General features: G+C 36.2%; 13 protein-coding genes. 2 read left to right on the top strand and 11 right to left on the bottom strand.

The genetic code is table 11. The features are described from left to right. Positions 1 to 79: 79 nt before the first annotated feature. The 5 genes from B0A67_RS04845 to B0A67_RS04825 all read right to left on the bottom strand — a co-directional run bounded on the left by B0A67_RS04845 (position 80) and on the right by B0A67_RS04825 (position 5,985). Positions 80 to 853 (bottom strand): dienelactone hydrolase family protein, encoded by a 774-nt coding sequence (locus B0A67_RS04845; protein WP_072960240.1) that lies wholly within the window; start codon positions 851 to 853, stop codon positions 80 to 82. Between the two features lie 99 nt (positions 854 to 952). Further along, a complete protein-coding gene (locus tag B0A67_RS04840) occupies positions 953 to 3,154 on the bottom strand; it encodes a penicillin acylase family protein (RefSeq protein WP_072960238.1) in 2,202 nt (733 codons plus the stop codon). A 2-nt stretch (positions 3,155 to 3,156) separates the two neighbouring features. Beyond that, positions 3,157 to 4,020, bottom strand: coding sequence for a cyanophycinase (locus B0A67_RS04835; RefSeq protein WP_072960235.1), 864 nt, complete (start codon positions 4,018 to 4,020; stop codon positions 3,157 to 3,159). Between the two features lie 12 nt (positions 4,021 to 4,032). Then, positions 4,033 to 5,511: a M20/M25/M40 family metallo-hydrolase gene (locus B0A67_RS04830; protein ID WP_084074561.1), complete on the bottom strand. Its 1,479-nt coding sequence runs from the start codon at positions 5,509 to 5,511 to the stop codon at positions 4,033 to 4,035. A 21-nt stretch (positions 5,512 to 5,532) separates the two neighbouring features. Continuing rightward, positions 5,533 to 5,985 (bottom strand): Lrp/AsnC family transcriptional regulator, encoded by a 453-nt coding sequence (locus B0A67_RS04825; RefSeq protein WP_072960229.1) that lies wholly within the window; start codon positions 5,983 to 5,985, stop codon positions 5,533 to 5,535. 221 nt (positions 5,986 to 6,206) lie between these two features. Between B0A67_RS04825 and rocD the strand changes: the two genes are divergently transcribed. Further along, a complete protein-coding gene (rocD, locus tag B0A67_RS04820) occupies positions 6,207 to 7,460 on the top strand; it encodes an ornithine--oxo-acid transaminase (protein WP_072960227.1) in 1,254 nt (417 codons plus the stop codon). Between the two features lie 270 nt (positions 7,461 to 7,730). Then, positions 7,731 to 8,192, top strand: a complete 462-nt coding sequence (locus B0A67_RS04815) for a DUF1810 domain-containing protein (RefSeq protein ID WP_072960224.1) — start codon at positions 7,731 to 7,733, stop codon at positions 8,190 to 8,192. 75 nt (positions 8,193 to 8,267) lie between these two features. Here the strand turns inward: B0A67_RS04815 and B0A67_RS04810 are convergent, their stop codons facing one another. From B0A67_RS04810 to B0A67_RS04785, 6 genes are all read right to left on the bottom strand, one after another. After that, complete coding sequence (locus tag B0A67_RS04810; RefSeq protein ID WP_072960221.1) at positions 8,268 to 9,662, bottom strand: RagB/SusD family nutrient uptake outer membrane protein; 1,395 nt, start codon at positions 9,660 to 9,662, stop codon at positions 8,268 to 8,270. Positions 9,663 to 9,672: 10 nt separating this feature from the next. Continuing rightward, positions 9,673 to 12,681: a SusC/RagA family TonB-linked outer membrane protein gene (locus B0A67_RS04805; protein WP_072960219.1), complete on the bottom strand. Its 3,009-nt coding sequence runs from the start codon at positions 12,679 to 12,681 to the stop codon at positions 9,673 to 9,675. Positions 12,682 to 13,076: 395 nt separating this feature from the next. Then, on the bottom strand, positions 13,077 to 15,014 hold the full coding sequence (locus B0A67_RS25280; RefSeq protein WP_072960216.1) for a family 2A encapsulin nanocompartment cargo protein cysteine desulfurase: 1,938 nt from the start codon (positions 15,012 to 15,014) through the stop codon (positions 13,077 to 13,079). After that, on the bottom strand, positions 14,998 to 15,918 hold the full coding sequence (locus tag B0A67_RS04795; RefSeq protein ID WP_072960213.1) for a family 2A encapsulin nanocompartment shell protein: 921 nt from the start codon (positions 15,916 to 15,918) through the stop codon (positions 14,998 to 15,000). Before B0A67_RS04795 ends, B0A67_RS25280 begins: the two co-directional genes overlap by 17 nt. A gap of 170 nt (positions 15,919 to 16,088) precedes the next feature. Next, the gene (gene cysK, locus B0A67_RS04790) at positions 16,089 to 17,009 is read right to left on the bottom strand and encodes a cysteine synthase A (protein WP_072960424.1); all 921 of its coding nucleotides are present in this window, start codon (positions 17,007 to 17,009) and stop codon (positions 16,089 to 16,091) included. A 352-nt stretch (positions 17,010 to 17,361) separates the two neighbouring features. Further along, positions 17,362 to 18,186 (bottom strand): serine O-acetyltransferase, encoded by an 825-nt coding sequence (locus B0A67_RS04785; RefSeq protein WP_072960210.1) that lies wholly within the window; start codon positions 18,184 to 18,186, stop codon positions 17,362 to 17,364. Positions 18,187 to 18,257: the final 71 nt, after the last annotated feature.

Raw genomic sequence — 18,257 nt, 5'->3', positions numbered from 1 at the left:
AATTAGCACGAATTAATTATGTTAAAAATCAGTGTAAACCCGTTTAATCAGCGTTATCCGTGTGCCATCAATAACAATATTATTTTTTCAATACTTCATTCAGGAAAAGCTGCAAATGCTCAAATGATCTTTTTGCTGCAACTGCATTATAAGCAGCTCCTTTTGAATTGTCGTTTCCGGCTTCAGGATTGGTGAATGAATGTACGGCATTCGCATAATAAATCATTTGCCAATCGGCTTTTGAGTCGCGCATTTCCTGCTGAAAAGCGGTAATTTCCTCCTTTGATTCAAACGGATCATCTGCCCCGTGACAAACCAATACTTTTGTTGAAATTGGTTGAACCGGACGACTTACATCTTTGCCCAAACCTCCGTGAAACGAAACTACGCCTTTTAGGTTCAAATGTCCACGGGCTGCTTCAAGAACACCTGTTCCTCCAAAACAATACCCGATAGCGACAATATTATCTGCATTTGCTCCGGACTTTACTAATTCTTTTAAGGCTGCATCAATGCGTTTTTGATATACTTCGTAATTCTTTTTATAATAACCGGCTTGTTTTCCGGCTTCGGCAGTGTTTGTAGGGTAGTTTCCTTCTCCATAAATATCAGCGATGAAGACATTATAGCCTAGTTTTGATAAATTTTCTGCGATATCCTTCGACGCTTTATCGATTCCCAACCAGGCTGGTAAAAGTAAAATGCCCGGATTCTGGCTGCTTTTTTTAGCAGATTTTATAAATAATCCATTTAATGCCTGAGAACCGTCTGTATATTTTACAGCTTTTAGTTGTGCATTTATAGCGTTAGAAAACAAAATAGAAGCAAACAAAAGAAAGGATAGATTTTTCATAGTTTTACAATTTTTAACAAATATCTGAAATAAAATGTTACAAAAAAACCTCGGAATGTATTTCTTCCGAGGTTTCTAAGTTAATTTACAAGTAAAAAATCATTCGCCGGGATGATAGGTTTTTTCGGCATTTTTGATCACGTCTTCTTTGTAAAACAACACTTCTTTAAATGCTCCTTTTTGATACATTTCAGACTGATCATTAAAATGTTTTGAATTTGGATCTCCGCTGTTTCCGCCTGCCAATAATGATTTAGCTTTTATTCTTGGGCCAAATTCTACTGCACAAACAAAACTATTGCCATTGTAGCCATACCGTTTTTTGGAATCGTTTTGGTAACTGCTTTTAAAAGAAGGTAAACTTCCCCACGAACCAGGACCAAAAGCAATGGGTAAGCTTGGTTTTGCGTCATCGTATTTTAGATCTATATCACCATTTAAACGCTGAAAACGGTTGATTTCTCCCCACGCTACTTGCCAGGTTCCCCAGTTTGATTTTAAATTTTTTAAAACGTCCTGTAACTGAGGTATAACTTGTTTTACGGAGGCATTTGCAGCGAAATTTTTAGTGTTCTGTACCTGATCCAATTCGCCTTCATCGATATAAGCTTTTAAGATAATCGGGTCTAATTTGTACGCCCATTCTACGGCTAATGTAGTAGCTACCGAATTTTCTTTGGCATAATAATCCCATTTTTTTAAGATAGAGATAGGTTCAATTAATGCTGCATATTCCGGATCTGATGGTTTTATGTTTTTTTCGAAAACAGCAATCAGACTCGGAATCAGAATTTCAAAAATCGATAATTTGGTATCATATCCGTCAGCGATTACTTTGTCTAAAGTATAATGATCTCCCTTACTGAAAATACGAACCGCATTTACTCCTCTGAAATTTTCTCCATCAGGCGCCATATAAGGCAGGTAATTTTCTTTTTTCGGGCTGTTTTCTCCGGCTACAGAATAGGGTGTCGAATTGCAATTTTGCAGCCAGCCATTTACCGGATTATAAACATGAACCGTTTCGTTTACTTCATGTAAACCTTTCCATTGTGTGGATGAAATCGATCCGTCGACCACTTTTGCCCAATTGAGGCTTTTATCCCGTATTGGTATGAAGTTACCGTGCCAGTAGGCAATGTTTCCTTTGTTATCAGCATAAACGGTATTATTAGAGGTGTTGGCTTTTAGATCCATCGCTTTTTTATAGTCATCAAAACTCGTTGATTTTGTTCTCACCCAACTCTGAATCAAACTGGTCATCGAACGATTGTTCGATTTTAAACTGATCCATTTTCCGTCACGGTTCGCCATAACCGGACCGTTGTTGGTAAAATACGTTTTGAATTTTTTAGGAATTACTTTTCCGTTTTCAGTATATTTTATTGTGATTTCTTTTTCAATAACAGGCAATAGCTTTTTATCGAATTCATAAAATAATTTTCCTTTTTTATTTATGATTTTTTCCGCATACATATCGGCAACATCAACGTTTGATGAGGTATGCATCCAGCCGCAATTTTCATTAAAACCCTGATAAATAAAAAACTGTCCCCAGGTTACGGCTCCGTACACATTCAGGCCTTCTTCGCTTGTGATCTGTACTTCTGGTCTAAAGTAAAAAGTAGTGTGCGGATTGATGTATAAAATAGCGTTGCCGTCAGCGGTTTTTGAAGGTGAGAAGGCAAAACCATTGGAGCCGGTTTGTACATTTTTTTCTCTTTCTACATACGCTACTTTATCATTATTACCGGAATAAAAAGCCTTTAATTCTCCTGTTGAAAGATCGGCAGTACTTATGGCGCCAATACTTCCGTCTGTCCACAATAGTGGGAACCACGATTCAAAATGCGTTAAAAGTGCAGGTTTTACTTCAGGATGTTTGTAAAGATAAAAGTTGATGGCATCGGCATAACTGTTCAATAATTTTTTTAGCCAAAGTGGTGCTTTTTTATAATCTGATTTTGCTTCTTCAGTATCTATCAAAAGGCGAATTTCTAAATCATTGTATAAAACCGATTCTCCTTTTATTTCTGAAAGGCGTCCCAATTTTTCGACATAATTCATTTCAATACGTTTAAAATCGTCTTCACATTGTGCATACAATAATCCGAAAACAGCATCAGCATCAGTTTTTCCGTAAACATGCGGAATTCCCCATTTGTCTCTGATAATCGAAACCTGTTGTGCTGATTTTTCCAGACGGGCAACCTCTTTTGTATTGATTTTTTGTGCAGAAATCTGAAAATTCACACAACAAAAAACAAAGGTGAATTGTATTATTTTATGGTAATTGAACATGATTATTTGATATTAAATTTTTGCCCTGCGGTATAAATACTCATTTGAAGACTTTCGATGGAAATCAGGTTATGGTGTTTTGCTTTCAAAATTCCTTTTGGATTTCTGACTACGATTACTTCGCTTTCTCCGGCTACTTCTATCTGATTGTTTCGAACTATAATTGCCGTTGCTTCATCAATTCCAATTCCTGTTAGGGTTGGGAATTCAACTAAAGCAGAAAGTAAACGATTGTAACGGTTTCTCTTTAAAAAATGCTGATCGATAACGGCTGTTTTCAATAATCCCAAACCTTCAGAAGTTTCCAGATTATCATATCGGATATTATCAAAAGTTCCGGAATATTCTTTTTGCAATTTCTGATTTCCGGTAATCATCTTTTCAGACATTACAGCTGCTCCGGCACTTGTTCCTGAAATAGTGCTGCCGTTTTCGTAGGCTTTTTGTATGGCGGTTTTTATTGGAGTGTTTTGCACTACATTCATAAAACGAACCTGATCGCCGCCACTTATAAAGATCAGTTTTGCTTTTTGCAGCGAATCGGCCAATACTTTATTTTGCGCTGTTTCCTTGTTGAAATTGAGCATCACAATTGGGTTGGATGTTAATTTTACCATTTGTGTTTTAAAGAAAATAAACGAACTGTCCGGCTCTTCGCTCGACATAGGTAAAACCACGATATAATCTTTTTTAGATAATTCAGCGACACTCAAAACTTGTTTCATCAAATTATCAGATCGGTCTCCGCCGCCAATAATAAATAACTTTCCTTTTGGTGTTTGTGCCTGCATAAAATAACTGCTGAATAAGAATAAAAGCAAACAGTATTTTTGAAATGAAAATGTAAAAAGCAGTTGGTTTTTCATGGTTATTTTGGTTTAGTTAGGCTGATTTTCTATGAATTTTAAAACAGAATTATTGACTATAAATAAAACGTCCTGTATTTTATCTAAATCTAGTTTTGAAACTTTATCCCGGGGCGTATGATAATCTTCGTGAAAACCGCTAAAAAAAGTCATTACCGGAATTCCTTTTGCGGTAAACGATGCATAATCGCTTCCGGAATGCCCATCAGTTTCCCATAAATCGAGCGTAAATGGATTTTGGAGTCTGGCGTTGCTTTCGCTGGCAATTTTCTTTAGGTATTCGGTTTCCTTTTGGGTTCCAATGCTCAGCATTCGATGTGTTTTGTCTTCAGGAGCACTTCTTGAAATCATATCCATATTAATAGCAAGCAAGATTTTTTGTTTTTTGAAATCAAAATTCTGAACAAAATATTCACTTCCTAAGAGGCCCATTTCTTCGGCAGTCCATGCTGCAAAAAGAATATTATATTCGGGTTTTATATTTGATTCTGACCATTTTTTGGCCAAAGCCAGCATGCCCGAAGTTCCGGATGCATTATCATCTGCACCGTTATAGATCGAATCATTTTTAATTCCCAAATGATCATAATGCGCTCCAATAATAATAGTTTTTGTAGTGTCTTTTCCGGGAATAAGCCCTAAAACATTTCCAACATAAGAGGTTTCATGTTTTAATTCTATCGAAAAATTGATTTTTACATTTTTTAATAGAGTAGAAGCTAGGTCATTTTTTAAAGGAATGTCACTTTTCGGAAAAAGAGTTTCTGCTGTTTTTTTGCTAATTTTAAAAACAGGAATCGATGTCGTAGTTGTATTTTCTAAAGAATGAAAAACTTCATTTTCTTTGTTCTGAGGCTTAAAATTTTCTCTTGTTTCGATAATGATTAAAGCAATCGCACCTTTACTAATTGCGGTTTTTAGTTTGGTTTCTTCCAGATCATTTTCTTCCGGAAATATGTTTTTGAATTTTTTATAAGTTGAAGAAGTGGTATCCTGATCGTCTGGGAATCCGCTTAAAACCACCACAATTTTGTTTTTTACATCTAAGTTTTTATAATCGTCGTAGTTTTCTTTTGGGACATCTAGACCATAAGATGCAAAAACTACGTCAACTTGTTTTTTTTGAATGGAATTTGTTGTTGGAGTAACTTCAAAATCTTTGTCAGGAGAAAGGGAAATTGTTTTATGATTTCTTTTTTTGATTTGTAAAGATGTTTTTTTTACGGCATGTTCTTCAATTTCAAATATTTGAAAATAATCTTCGAAATAATTGTAAGCTTTCAGCTTGTAAGAATGCATTTTAGAGGATACATAAGAAGCAGCTAAACTGCCGCCTTTTCCATTAGCTTTTCGGCCCTGAAGCGAATCTGAAGCTAAAATAGTTAATGCCGGAGAGAAATCACTTTTAGACGGGTTTTGAACGGTCGTTTGCGAAAACAACAATGATTTACAGCAAAGCAAAGTAAATAAAAGCAGTATTCGTAAACGCATATTTTTTAGATTAGAAAATGATTATAAAGTAATATTTCGTTTAAAAGCACAACCCAACTCAATAATTGAATCGGTTTTGGCGATACCCGGAATATTGTCGATTTTTTCATAAAGGATTTTACGCATATGTTCGTGATTCTTTGCAACGATTTTGATGTAAAGTGTAAACGAACCCGTTACATAATAGCACTCTGTAATTTCCGGAATATCTTTTAATGCCTGGATAATGCGATCAGAATCGGAGTCTTTATTTAAGGTAATTCCGGTAAAAGAAGCCCAGTCGAAACCAATTTTCTTTTCCTGAATAATGGGTTTTATTCCGCCAATGATACCTTGCTCCATCATTCGATTAATGCGTTGGTGCACCATTGTATTTGATATTTTCAAATTAGCTGCAATTGCAGAAAAAGCCATTCTGCCGTCTTTCTCTAATTCTTTAATGATGCTGATATCAAATTCGTCTAATATATCCATTCTCTTAAATTGTGTTAAATTCAGTTTTTACATTTATAAAAGTAACTATTTTTTTCAATAAAAGGGAATGTCGGGATGTCATTAAATTAAAACAATTGATTTTTTATGTCGTGAAAAATGTTGTTTTTGACTTTAATAATGGTTTTTAAAAGTCAAAATAGATATTTTGTGCCTTGGTAATGAATAATTTTTAATACTTTTGTACTTTAAATAAATAAATCATGATTCATACTGAAAAATCCCTTTCGTCAAAATCTGAGGTTTTGATCGAAAAAGAAAATAAATACGGAGCTCATAATTATCATCCGCTTCCAGTTGTGTTAGAACGAGGAGAAGGAGTATATGTTTGGGATGTAGACGGAAAAAAATATTATGATTTTTTATCGGCTTATTCTGCAGTAAACCAAGGACATTGCCATCCGAAAATTGTGAAAGCAATGGTAGATCAGGCACAGAAACTAACTTTGACATCACGTGCTTTTTATAACGATAAATTAGGGGAGTATGAGGAATATGTAACGAAGTATTTTGGTTTTGATAAAGTGCTGCCAATGAATACCGGAGCAGAAGCTGTTGAAACGGCTCTTAAAGTATGTAGAAAATGGGCGTATGAAGTAAAAGGGATTCCGGAAAATCAGGCGCAGGTTATTGTTTGCGAGAATAATTTTCACGGAAGAACCACTACAATTATTTCATTTTCTAATGATGAAGGGGCCCGTAAAAATTTCGGACCTTTTACAGAAGGATTTATAAAAATTGAATATGATAATCTTGAGGCTCTTGAAAAAGTTTTAGAATCATCAAAAAATATTGCCGGATTTTTAGTAGAGCCAATTCAGGGTGAAGCAGGGGTTTATGTACCTTCTGAAGGATATTTAGCGAAAGCAAAAGCATTGTGTGAAAAACATAATGTATTGTTTATTGCCGATGAGGTTCAGACTGGAATCGCACGTACCGGAAAATTATTAGCGGTACATCATGAAAATGTTCAGCCTGATATTTTGATTTTAGGTAAAGCCATTTCTGGCGGAGTTTATCCGGTTTCGGCTGTTTTGTGTAATAACGAAATTATGAATGTGATTAAACCGGGTCAGCACGGATCGACTTTTGGTGGAAATCCTGTTGCCGCAGCAGTTGCAATTGCTGCGCTTGAAGTAATTAAAGACGAAAATCTGGCCGGAAATGCAGAACGTTTGGGAATCATTTTAAGAAAAGGCCTAAACGAAATCGCGGAGCGAAATAACCTGATTACACTCGTTCGCGGAAAAGGTTTATTGAATGCAATCGTAATTAATTGTGGCGAAGACTCTGATCTGGCCTGGGAAATTTGCCTAAGATTCAGAGATAACGGATTATTGGCAAAACCTACTCACGGTAATAAAATCAGATTAGCACCGCCATTGGTGATGACAGAAGCTCAGATTCAGGAATGTCTTGAAATTATAGAGAAATCATTAAATGACTTTAGAGACTAGAAACTTTTTTCAGTTTTCTATATAAAAACAACAAAGCTGCAAGATCCTTCTTGCAGCTTTTTTTTTGTTTTAACCTTAGAAGATAAATTATATAACAAACGTAACGAATTGTATAATTAATTGAGCGGGATGATAAGTAGTTTTGAATGTCTTTAAAACAGAATTAAAATCGAATCTCAAAAAGAGGATTGTTTATCTGATTTTAAATTGAATGACATGTTTAAAGAACCAAACGGTTTTTATTAATTATTAAAACACAATTTTACTATAATGGCTTACTCAAATAATGATATAACGCGTTTTTTAGAAGCACAGAATAAACTGTATCTGACCGCTCTTTCCGAAATTAAAAAAGGGAAAAAAGAAACACATTGGATGTGGTTTATTTTCCCGCAATTAAAAGGATTGGGAACAAGTAATATCTCAAAATATTATGCGATTGCTAATCTTAACGAAGCAAAAGAATATCTTGATCATCCTGTTTTAGCCAAACACCTTATTGAGATTTCAGAAATTCTGTTAACGTTTAAAAGAAAATCTGCCGAGGGTATTTTTGGGGATTTAGACGCCCGTAAATTATGTTCGTCGATGACTCTTTTTTCTCAGGTTGAAGGAGCTCATCCTGTATTTCAGGAAATATTGGATGCCTTTTTCTTAGGATATTCTGATCAGCTTACTTTGTCTATGACAAATTCAAAAATAATGTCGCCAGCTGTTGAAGCATTACTATAAATTACATCGAAATGTAAAAAAGAAAAACCATTCCGTTAAGGCGGAATGGTTTTTTCATTTATAAAGTGTTTTGTATTAGTTACTATATCCCGGATTCTGAGTGATTTTTTTGTTCGCATCAGTTTCGCTCAACGGAATAGGGAATACCAGATTATTGGCATCATAAAGCAGTAAACTTGATCCGTCGCCATTCTCACTAATATCAATAGAGCGTTTCGTTCGTTTGATATCGTGAATTAAGAAACCTTCCATTCCTAATTCTAATTCGCGTTCCAGTAAAATATCGTCTATTGTCACAGCTGATAAATCGTCTGCATTTGCTCTAGATCGGATTGTATTAATGTCATCAAGAGGCGTATTTCCAACCGCTGTTCCTTGTCTGAGATTTGCTTCTGCTCTTATTAAATACATTTCGGCCAATCGAATAATACTCACATCAGAAAATTGATCTGTAAATTTAGAAGTCAATATTCTGCCGTTTGCTTCATTCTCATAATTAAAAGTCGCCCGGTCATCAGGGCTGCTGAATTTTTCTAAATAATGATCTCTGATAGAAAAATCACCACCACGGCCTCCATTATCTTCAGACTGATAAAAGGTGTTGGCATCGTTTAATCCGGTTTGTTTTGTAATTTGTATAGCAAATACATCTTCAGTCTGATCTGTATCATGATTAAAGGCTGCGGCATAAGTTTGAGATAATCCGTGACCGCTATTTTCGATCACATCATTTGCTGCATCTCTTGCCTCAGCATAATTGCCTTGCTGCAGATAAACTCTGGCCAATAATGCTTTTGCGGCATATTTATCAGCATAAAAACTATTATCAGCAGGAAGATTAGTGTAGGCAACGTTTAAGCCGTCTATGATTACTTTGTAAACTTCATCAACAGTACTTCTTTCTTTTGAAAGATCTACATTAAAATTATAAATAGCATTGGGTCTGATCACAACTCCTAATTGCGTATTTGGCTGACCACTTACATAAGGTTTTGCAAAAAAGCGAACAAGGTCAAAATAAGCCAGGGACCTTAAAAAACTGGCCTCACCAATCATTCGGGTTTGTTTGTCAGGATCTTTTACTTTGTCGACATTTTCGATTACCGTATTTGCAGCATTGATTATCTCGTAACATCTGGAATAAGTTCCTTCAATAATAACGTTGTCTGATAACATTGTTTTGATGTACATCTGTCTCAACTCTCCGTAAGTTCCTCTCCATCTAAGATCAGTGGTGTTTAGTGCGCCACTAACGCCTAATAAATCCGCGTAAACTAAAATTCTTCCTCCATAAGCATTTCCATTAGCTGCCAGAGCGTAAGTTCCGGTAAGTATATTGGTGATACCGCCTTCTGTACCAAGTGTGATAGAAGCATCTTCAGTTTGTTTAGGGTCTATATCCAGTTCATTTTCGCAACTTGCAAAAAGGGCTACGAAAAATATATATAAGATTATTTTATTTGCTTTCATTTTGTTCGTTTTAAAAATTAATATTTACTCCCATCGCAATTGTTCTCGCTGGCGGAGCTGAGTAAAAATCTTCTCCTACTCTTGGGCTGGTTCTGCTAATGTCATCTCTTCTTGCTTCCGGGTCAGTCCCGTTATAATTCGTAAAAGTAAGCAGGTTCACAGCAGTAACGTAGACTCTTAGATTGCTCATTCCCATGTTGTTTACAGTCTTTTTAGGCAAGGAATATCCTATGGTGACATTTCTTAAACGAATAAAATCTGATTTGTCTAAGTAACGTGTAGAATTCTGCGTTCCGTTTGAACCTCCAAACCTTGCCTGGGGCACGTTGGTGATATCTCCCGGTTTTTGCCAGCGATTTAACTGATCAGCAGTTTGATTATCAAAATAATCTGCCGCTGCTGATTGGTATATTCCCGCTGAATTATAAATACTGGCTCCCCATTCTCCCTGAAAAGTAAAGGTAAAATCAACGCCTTTGTACAGGATTGTATTGGTTAAACCTGACATTAAAGTTGGGAACGGATTTCCTGAAATAACTCTTTTAGCTTCGCTGTAATCATTAGTGGTACTTTTATCAATACTACCATCTGCGTTTCTGGTATTTTTTACAAAAAGAGCATCTCCGTTTTGTGAATCAACTCCTGCATATTGCACTAAGTAAAACGAAGAAATGTTTTCGCCCACTCTGTTGATTGTATAATCTGAAATGATATCTGTATTATTGTTGGGAAGCGATTTTACCTTAGATTGATTGGTTGTAATATTAAAACTCGTATTCCATTTGAATTCTTCTGTTTCAATATTTTTAGTGTTTAAAGTAAACTCGAAACCATTGCTTCTGATTTTTCCGATATTCTTGCTGATAGTTCCGGTGGTACCAGCGCCCGCACTTTTAGGAAGTGGTACATCAAAAAGTAATCCGTCAGTATCTTTTTGATAATAATCCGCTTCAAAAGTAATTTTGTTTAAGAATCCAATTTCGATACCAACATCAGTTTGAGTTGATTTTTCCCAGGTAAGATCATCATTTCCGGGTTGGTCAAATGTTAATCCTGATTTTAGATTATAAGGATTTGTCTGGTACAATTGTCGTGAAGCAAAGTTTCCAATTTCAGCATTTCCTAGTTTTCCCCAGCTTCCTTTTAATTTTAAATAGGTCAAAACGGGATTGTCTTTTAAGAAACTTTCCTGAGACATTATCCAACCTGCCGAGAATGCAGGGAAAATTCCGAATCGGTTGTTTTTTCCAAATCGGGACGAACCATCACGACGGATACTGGCTTTAAAAAGATATTTGCCATCATAGCTGTAATTTAATCTTCCAAATTGAGAAACAAAAGCATAATCAGTTTCGCTTCCGTGACCCTCATTCACTTCAGCCCCGCCATCAACGGTCTGGAAATTATCGTTAGGAAAATAAATACTTTGTACATCCTGATATCTTCTGTTGTATTTGTTGAATTCCATACCGGCAACGGCATTTATAGTGTGTTTTTCTGCAAATGTTTTATCGAAAGTAAAATAGTTACTGAAAACATAATTTTCAGTATTTACAGAGGTTGCAAATACAGCACCGTCAGTCGCCATAAAGGGTGCGTTTTTTCCTTGCCAGTAATCTTCCGTCTGACTTAAGAGATCGTATGAAAAATCAGAGTTGAATTTTAAAGATCTTAGAATTTTTAATTCACCAAATACTTTTCCTGTTACCCTTCTCATGATTGTTTTCCAGAAACTATTGTCTTTGGCTAAAAGATAATTGGCATATTCTGTATTCGGATTTGGAGTTCCGTCTGCTAATCTGGCTTGCGAAATAGGCGCCTGTGCAACAGATTGTAATGGCGTTGTAAATGCATTATCATCCTGAACCCTGTCAATTGCCGATCTTGAAAAACCAATATTCATTCCGGCCGTAAAACGTTCTGATACTTTGTGTGATAAGTTACTTCTTGCAGTCAATCTTTCCAGACTATTGCTGTCTACAATTCCGATTGTTTTATTGTAAGAACCGGAGAAAAAGTATTTTGTTTTGTCATCGCCTCCGGAAACCGAAAAATCAGCATCAGTAGTATAACCGGTTTTTAAAGCTTCTTTTTGCCAGTCGGTATTTACCTCACCGTTTCTCCAGTCTGTTCCTTGTGCTAAATAATCGAATTCATCTTCTACAGATTCAAGATCATTGACATTTCTTCCGGCTTCCTGTAGTAATTCTACATATTGTGTAGCATTTAGCCATTTCTTTTTATGAGTTGCTTCGCTAACCCCTTGTGAAAAATTGATAGAGAAAGTGCCTTTTCCGTCTTTTCCTTTTTTAGTGGTAATGATGACTACTCCGTTTGCACCACGTGCACCATAAATGGCTGCTGAAGAAGCATCTTTTAAAACATCTATAGATTCAATTTCGCTTGTACTTAAAGTCAGTAATGGGTTTGTTGGAGCCCCGTTACTGGATTCATCATCGTTGATTAACGGGATGCCGTCAAGCACATACAACGGCTGGCTTCCTGCGCTAATACTCGCGGCACCACGTACCCTAATATTAATTCCGCCCTCGACTTTACCATTTGTTTGCGTTACCTGTACACCGGCAAGTTTACCTACTAAGGCATTTTGCAGATTTGAAACCGGTATTTGCTGAATATCTTTTGTAGTGACACGGGCAATATTATCAGTTGAGTTTCTTTTAGTTTGTGTTCCGTAACCTACTACCAGAACAGCTTCAAGTTCGTTTTGCGTCTCTACTAATTCAATTGTCATTAAATTTGATGCAGCAACCTGAACAGTTGCAAAACTTACATAACTCACAATTAAAATATCACCTTTACTGGCTGCTATTTTAAAATTTCCGTCAAAATCAGTCTGAGTACTGATTTTTGTTCCTTTTAGGATAATATTTACTCCAGGAATAGGTACTCGTTTTGCATCTGTAACTTTACCAGAAATAGATCCTCCTTGTGCATTGGCCACTTGCACAAATAATACCAACAAAAGCCACAAAAAATGCTTTAAGTTAATTTTCATTTTGTTTAATGTTTGGATTAGTTCTCTCAAATGTCTTAAATTTATGTTAATAATCCTTATGTTTTTAACATTAGACGTAACTATGTTGTGTGCTTTTGTGTTATTTGTAACATTTGTGTCTGTATTTATCTTTTATTATAAAAATAAATACTCTTTGTTGCTTATTGTGTAATGCTTTTGATTTTTTAACTGTTTTTGTTTTGGTGTTTTAACAATTAAGTTGATTTAATTTTAGTCATTCTTTGTTTTGTTTGATAATTGTGTGAAAAAAAAATCGGCTTTAACGTAAAAAAGCGACTGTTCGAAAACAATCGCTTTTGGCTATAATTACTTAAAATATCAAAAAAAGTAATTATTTCTTCAAGAAGATGTACAAGACATTTCTCTATTTTATTTTAAAATCTAACTTTTTTAAGTTCCCACAAAGTTTTGATGAAAGTATCAACATCTTCTGTAGTATTATAAAAAGCCAAAGACGGACGAACAGTAGTTTCGACTCCCATTCGTCGCAAAATAGGCTGCGCGCAATGATGCCCGGTTCTTACTGCAACACCTTCTTTGTTCAAAGCCTGACCCACCTGATCATTGGTATAGCCTTGTAAATTGAAAGAGAGTACACTTGCTTTATTTTTCGCCGTTCCTATCAGTCTCACACCCGGAATTTCTTTTAGCAATTTTGTTGCATAATCTAATAACTGATGTTCATATTGTCCGATAGCGTCAATACCAAGTTTGGTAACATAATCTATTGCAGCACCAAGACCAATGGCATCAGCAATATTTCCGGTTCCGGCTTCAAAACGATTCGGGGCTTTGTGGTATTTTATTTCCTCAAAAGTCACATCCTGAATCATGTTTCCACCAGCTTGGTACGGTTCCATTTCGTTTAGCAATTCTTCTTTTCCGTATAAAGCGCCAATTCCCGTTGGACCAAAAAGTTTATGTCCTGAAAAAACCAGCCAATCCGGATTTAAATCCTGAACATCCACTTTCATATGCGAAACCGATTGTGCTCCGTCAATTAAAACTTTTGCTCCAACAGCATGTGCCATTTTTACAATTTCTTTTGCAGGAGTTACGGTTCCCAATGCGTTTGAAACTTGTGTAAAAGCAACCAAACGGGTTTTAGAATTTAGTAGTTTAGAATATTCATCCAGCAAAATTTGTCCGTCATCGTCTACGGGAATTACTCTTAATTTCAAGCCTTTTTTATCCGCCAATCTTTTCCACGGAACAATATTCGCATGATGTTCCAGATTGCTCACAATGATTTCGTCTCCGGCAACCAGATTATGATCGCCCCAACTTTGAGCGACCAGATTGATCCCTTCTGTAGCACCACGAACAAATACAATTTCGTTTACAGAACTGGCATTCAAAAACGTTTTTACTTTCTCACGGGCGGCTTCATAAGCATCAGAGGCACGTGCTGCAAGTTCATGTGCTGCACGATGGATATTCGAATTTTCATGTTCGTAGAAATACGCAATACGATCAATAACCGATTGTGGTTTTTGGGTCGTAGCCGCATTATCAAACCAGACTAAAGGTTTTCCGTTTACAGTTTCTCTTAGAATAGGGAAATCTTTTTTGATCAGATTAGCATCAAAACGAGAACCTGAGACATTCCCAAAATCTGGCTTTTCGAAAGTATTTCCAACAATTAAATTTGAATTTCTCTGATCAAAAGCAAACGGATTTTGTTCTAAAAAATAATACGAATTCGGTATTTCATTTCCGTTCAACGGAAAATCAACACGCTTTGTAAAGTTGGTATCCACAAAAGATAATGCCTCTTTTAATTCGGTTTCAAAAGAAGAACTTTCCGTTTGAAAAGGCAGATAATTATTATTTAAAAGCAATTGCGAAAAGAGGTTTTCTTCATTCGATTGTGCCGTTCCGCCATTCTTGAAATTGACATCATGAAAACCCGTTTGCGGATTGTTGACATTGACATTGTTTCCGTGTGGAATTCCCGAAGGAGAAACGCCACTTTGAGGATCAAATCCGGCTCCGGCATTAGGATATAAAGCCGAAGCTCCTGAACCATAATTGGCAACAGTGGGCGACGCTCCAAAGCCACTAAATGCAGGCGCACCGGAAGGTGGTGTTGCTACATCCTGTAACGGAAGATTTGTCGCGCTATTACCACTTAAATTCCCGGTATTCAACAAAGTTTCTGCAATTTTTGTCGCACGCGGATGTTCATTTCGATCAGGACTTAACGAAATTTCCTTAGGAAATTCATTAGGTAATGACTTGAACAATTCGTTCGCCAAAAGCTGCAAATCCTCAATGTTGGGTAAACCTTCGTGGTTAGTATTTATACTCATGGTACTTTCCTATTTCTACATCTTCAAGAACTGCAATAGCATCATCGACCAAAATTGCCAATGAGCAATAAAGAGAGACCAGGTAAGATGCAATTGCTTTTTCATTGATTCCCATAAAACGAACTGATAATCCTGGTGATTGCTCGCCTTGTAATCCCGGTTGAATCAATCCGATAACACCCTGACGGCTTTCGCCCGTACGCAATAAGATAATTTTCGATTTTCCGTTTACGATTGGTAATTTATCCGATGGAATAAGCGGAATACCTCTCCATGTCAAGAACTGAGATCCAAATAAAGACGTTGTAGGAGGAGGAACACCGCGACGTGTACATTCGCGGCCAAAAGCAGCAATCGCTAAAGGATGCAACAAGAAAAATCCAGGTTCTTTCCACACTTTTGTCAGCAATTCGTCTAAATCGTCCGGAGTTGGTGCGCCAGTTCTGGTTTTAATGATTTGAGATTTTGCAACATTACTCAACAAACCATAATCTTTATTGTTGATTAATTCGCTTTCCTGACGTTCTTTGATCGTTTCAATAGCCAAACGTAATTGTTCAGAAATTTGATTGTATGGTTTGCTGTACAAGTCAGAAACCCTGGTGTGTACATCTACAATCGTTTGTACTGCTGCCAGATTGTATTCTCTTGGATTATCGATATAATCTACGAAAGTATTTGGTAAAACTCTTTCGTCACGTGCCGAACAATCGACTTCGATATGGCTTCCGTCTTTTACTTTATTCAAACGAAATACACCTGATTCTACTGGTGTCCAATGTAAAAGATGTGTGAGCCAACGTGGTGAAATTGTCCCAATTTGAGGGACCGTACGTGTTGCAATTGCTAATTGTCTTGCTGCAACATCTCCTAATGCTGTTTGTTGTTGTTTTTGTTCAGCCATGGCTTTAAAGGTTTAATGGTTAATTTATTTTTGGTACACTTTTTTAAGAATTTTATTCGTAAAAAACACTATTTAAGCGTATCAGTAAATTTATGTTAAAAATAAAAATATCAGAAGTAAATGTTGTTTATTTTAATGTGAAATAATATGTAATTTGTTGTATTACAGAATTATGAAAGCGGATCGAATAACTCGTCAACCGAAAGATATCGTTCTCCGCTATCATAATTAAAAGTCAAAACAACAGCATCTTTCGGGATTTTATTGATTTGCTTTGCTATTGCTGCCAAAGAAGCTCCCGTCGAAATTCCCGCAAAAATTCCTTCTTCCTTGGGTAACCTTTTAGCAAAATAAAAAGCATCTTCCTTTTCAACCGGAATCACCAAATCAATATAATCCCGATTAAAAACTTCAGGAATAAATCCCGCGCCAATGCCCTGAATAGGGTGTGGGGCAGGAGAACCTCCGCTTAAAACCGGTGATAAGGCAGGTTCGACCGCGTAGGTTTTAAGATTAGGAAAATGTTGTTTCAAAATTTTAGAAACTCCCGTAATATGTCCGCCCGTTCCAACTCCCGTGATGAGGTAATCGATACCTTCCGGAAAATCCTGCAGAATTTCCTGAGCCGTTGTTTTTTCATGAATCTCAACATTTGCCGGATTCGTAAACTGAAAAGGCAAAAATGAATTAGGAGTTGATAAGGCTAATTCTTTCGCTTTTTCTACTGCGCCCGAAGTTCCTTTTTCTCTTGGCGTTAAAACAAATTCGGCACCATAAGCATTCATGATTTTTCGTCTTTCGACACTCATCGATTCCGGCATTACCAGAATTACTTTGTATCCTTTTACTGCAGCAACCAGCGAAAGTCCTATTCCTGTATTTCCCGAAGTAGGTTCTATAATAATCGAATCAGGATTTAAAAGTCCCTTTTGTTCGGCATCTTCAATCATCGCCAATGCAATCCTGTCTTTGATACTCGCCCCCGGATTCGACTTTTCAATTTTGATCCAAACCTGATGCTCCGGAAAAATCTTGTTGAGTTTTACGTGGGGTGTATTGCCTATGGTTTGTAGTATATTTTGATATTTCATGTTGCTTTTTTTAACTGTTATTTTTTTAAACACATAGGGACATAGCTTTTAGTTGTGCTTAAAAAAGGCGTTTCACTTAGAATAAAACTCATAGCGATGTGAAAAAGAATACTTTGATTTCGACAACTTTGTCAAAGTTTTACGCCAATGATTCTACTCATTTTTGTCATCCTGAGCGAAGTCGAAGGAACGCAAGAAACTCCGCAAATAAAATCGCCAATCTTTTTCGAGCTACTAACGGAGATCCCTCGTTCCTCGGGATGACAAGATTACGGTTAGATTTTACAAGACCTTTTATATGTTCTTACATTACTTATATGGTTCAAATATTCCTTACATGGTTTAAACCATTTTAAATCGAATAAAAAATAGGTTCCGGAAACGGATTATTATCCTTCACTTTAATCTCATTTTTATGATACACCACAGAATTTGACGGAACCGTATACGTCAGCCAGACATTGCCTCCAATGATAGAATCCCTTCCCACAACAGTTTGCCCGCCCAGAATCGTACTATTCGAATAAATAATAACATTGTTTTCAATCGTAGGATGCCTCTTTATAAAAGCTTCTTCCTTTTTTACACTCAAAGCGCCCAATGTAACGCCTTGGTAGATTTGCACATTATCGCCAATAATCGTGGTTTCGCCTATTACAATTCCGGTTCCGTGATCGATAGCGAAATCATTACCTATTTGCGCGCCGGGATGAATTTCGATACTGGTTTTGATATGCGCATATTCAGAAAAAGTTCGTGCCAGAAGTTTTAAATCCTGATTCCAAATTTGATGTGAAAACCGGTAAACGGCAATTGCAAAAAATCCGGGATAAGCATACAAAACTTCTTCTATAGATTTTGCGGCGGGATCTTTTCTAAAAATCGTATCGGCGTCGTTTAATGTTTTTTTGTACAAATTAGGCAGTGCTTCGAAAAATAGTTGAGTTTGCTCGAAACTGTCCTCTTTTTTGGATGAATAGTCGATTACGATTTCATTAAATTGCTTTTCTAAAACTTCAAATTTGTTTTTGATAATAGATAAATCTCCAAAACGCTTTGAAGTATTCGAAAATAAAACAGAGAATAAATCTTCAATAAACTGATGAATTACCTTTTTTTGAGGAAGGATCAATAAACTCTGATGGTTGTTTGCTATTTCTTGATAAAATGAATTCATAATGGTTTGTTTTTTGGTTCATAACTAACATCTTTATGAGAAATCAACTAATCTAATTAGGTATTCTAAAA

Source organism: Flavobacterium aquidurense (assembly GCF_002217195.1).
Lineage (GTDB): Bacteria > Bacteroidota > Bacteroidia > Flavobacteriales > Flavobacteriaceae > Flavobacterium > Flavobacterium frigidimaris.
This window is presented reverse-complemented; position numbering and strand designations above follow the sequence as displayed.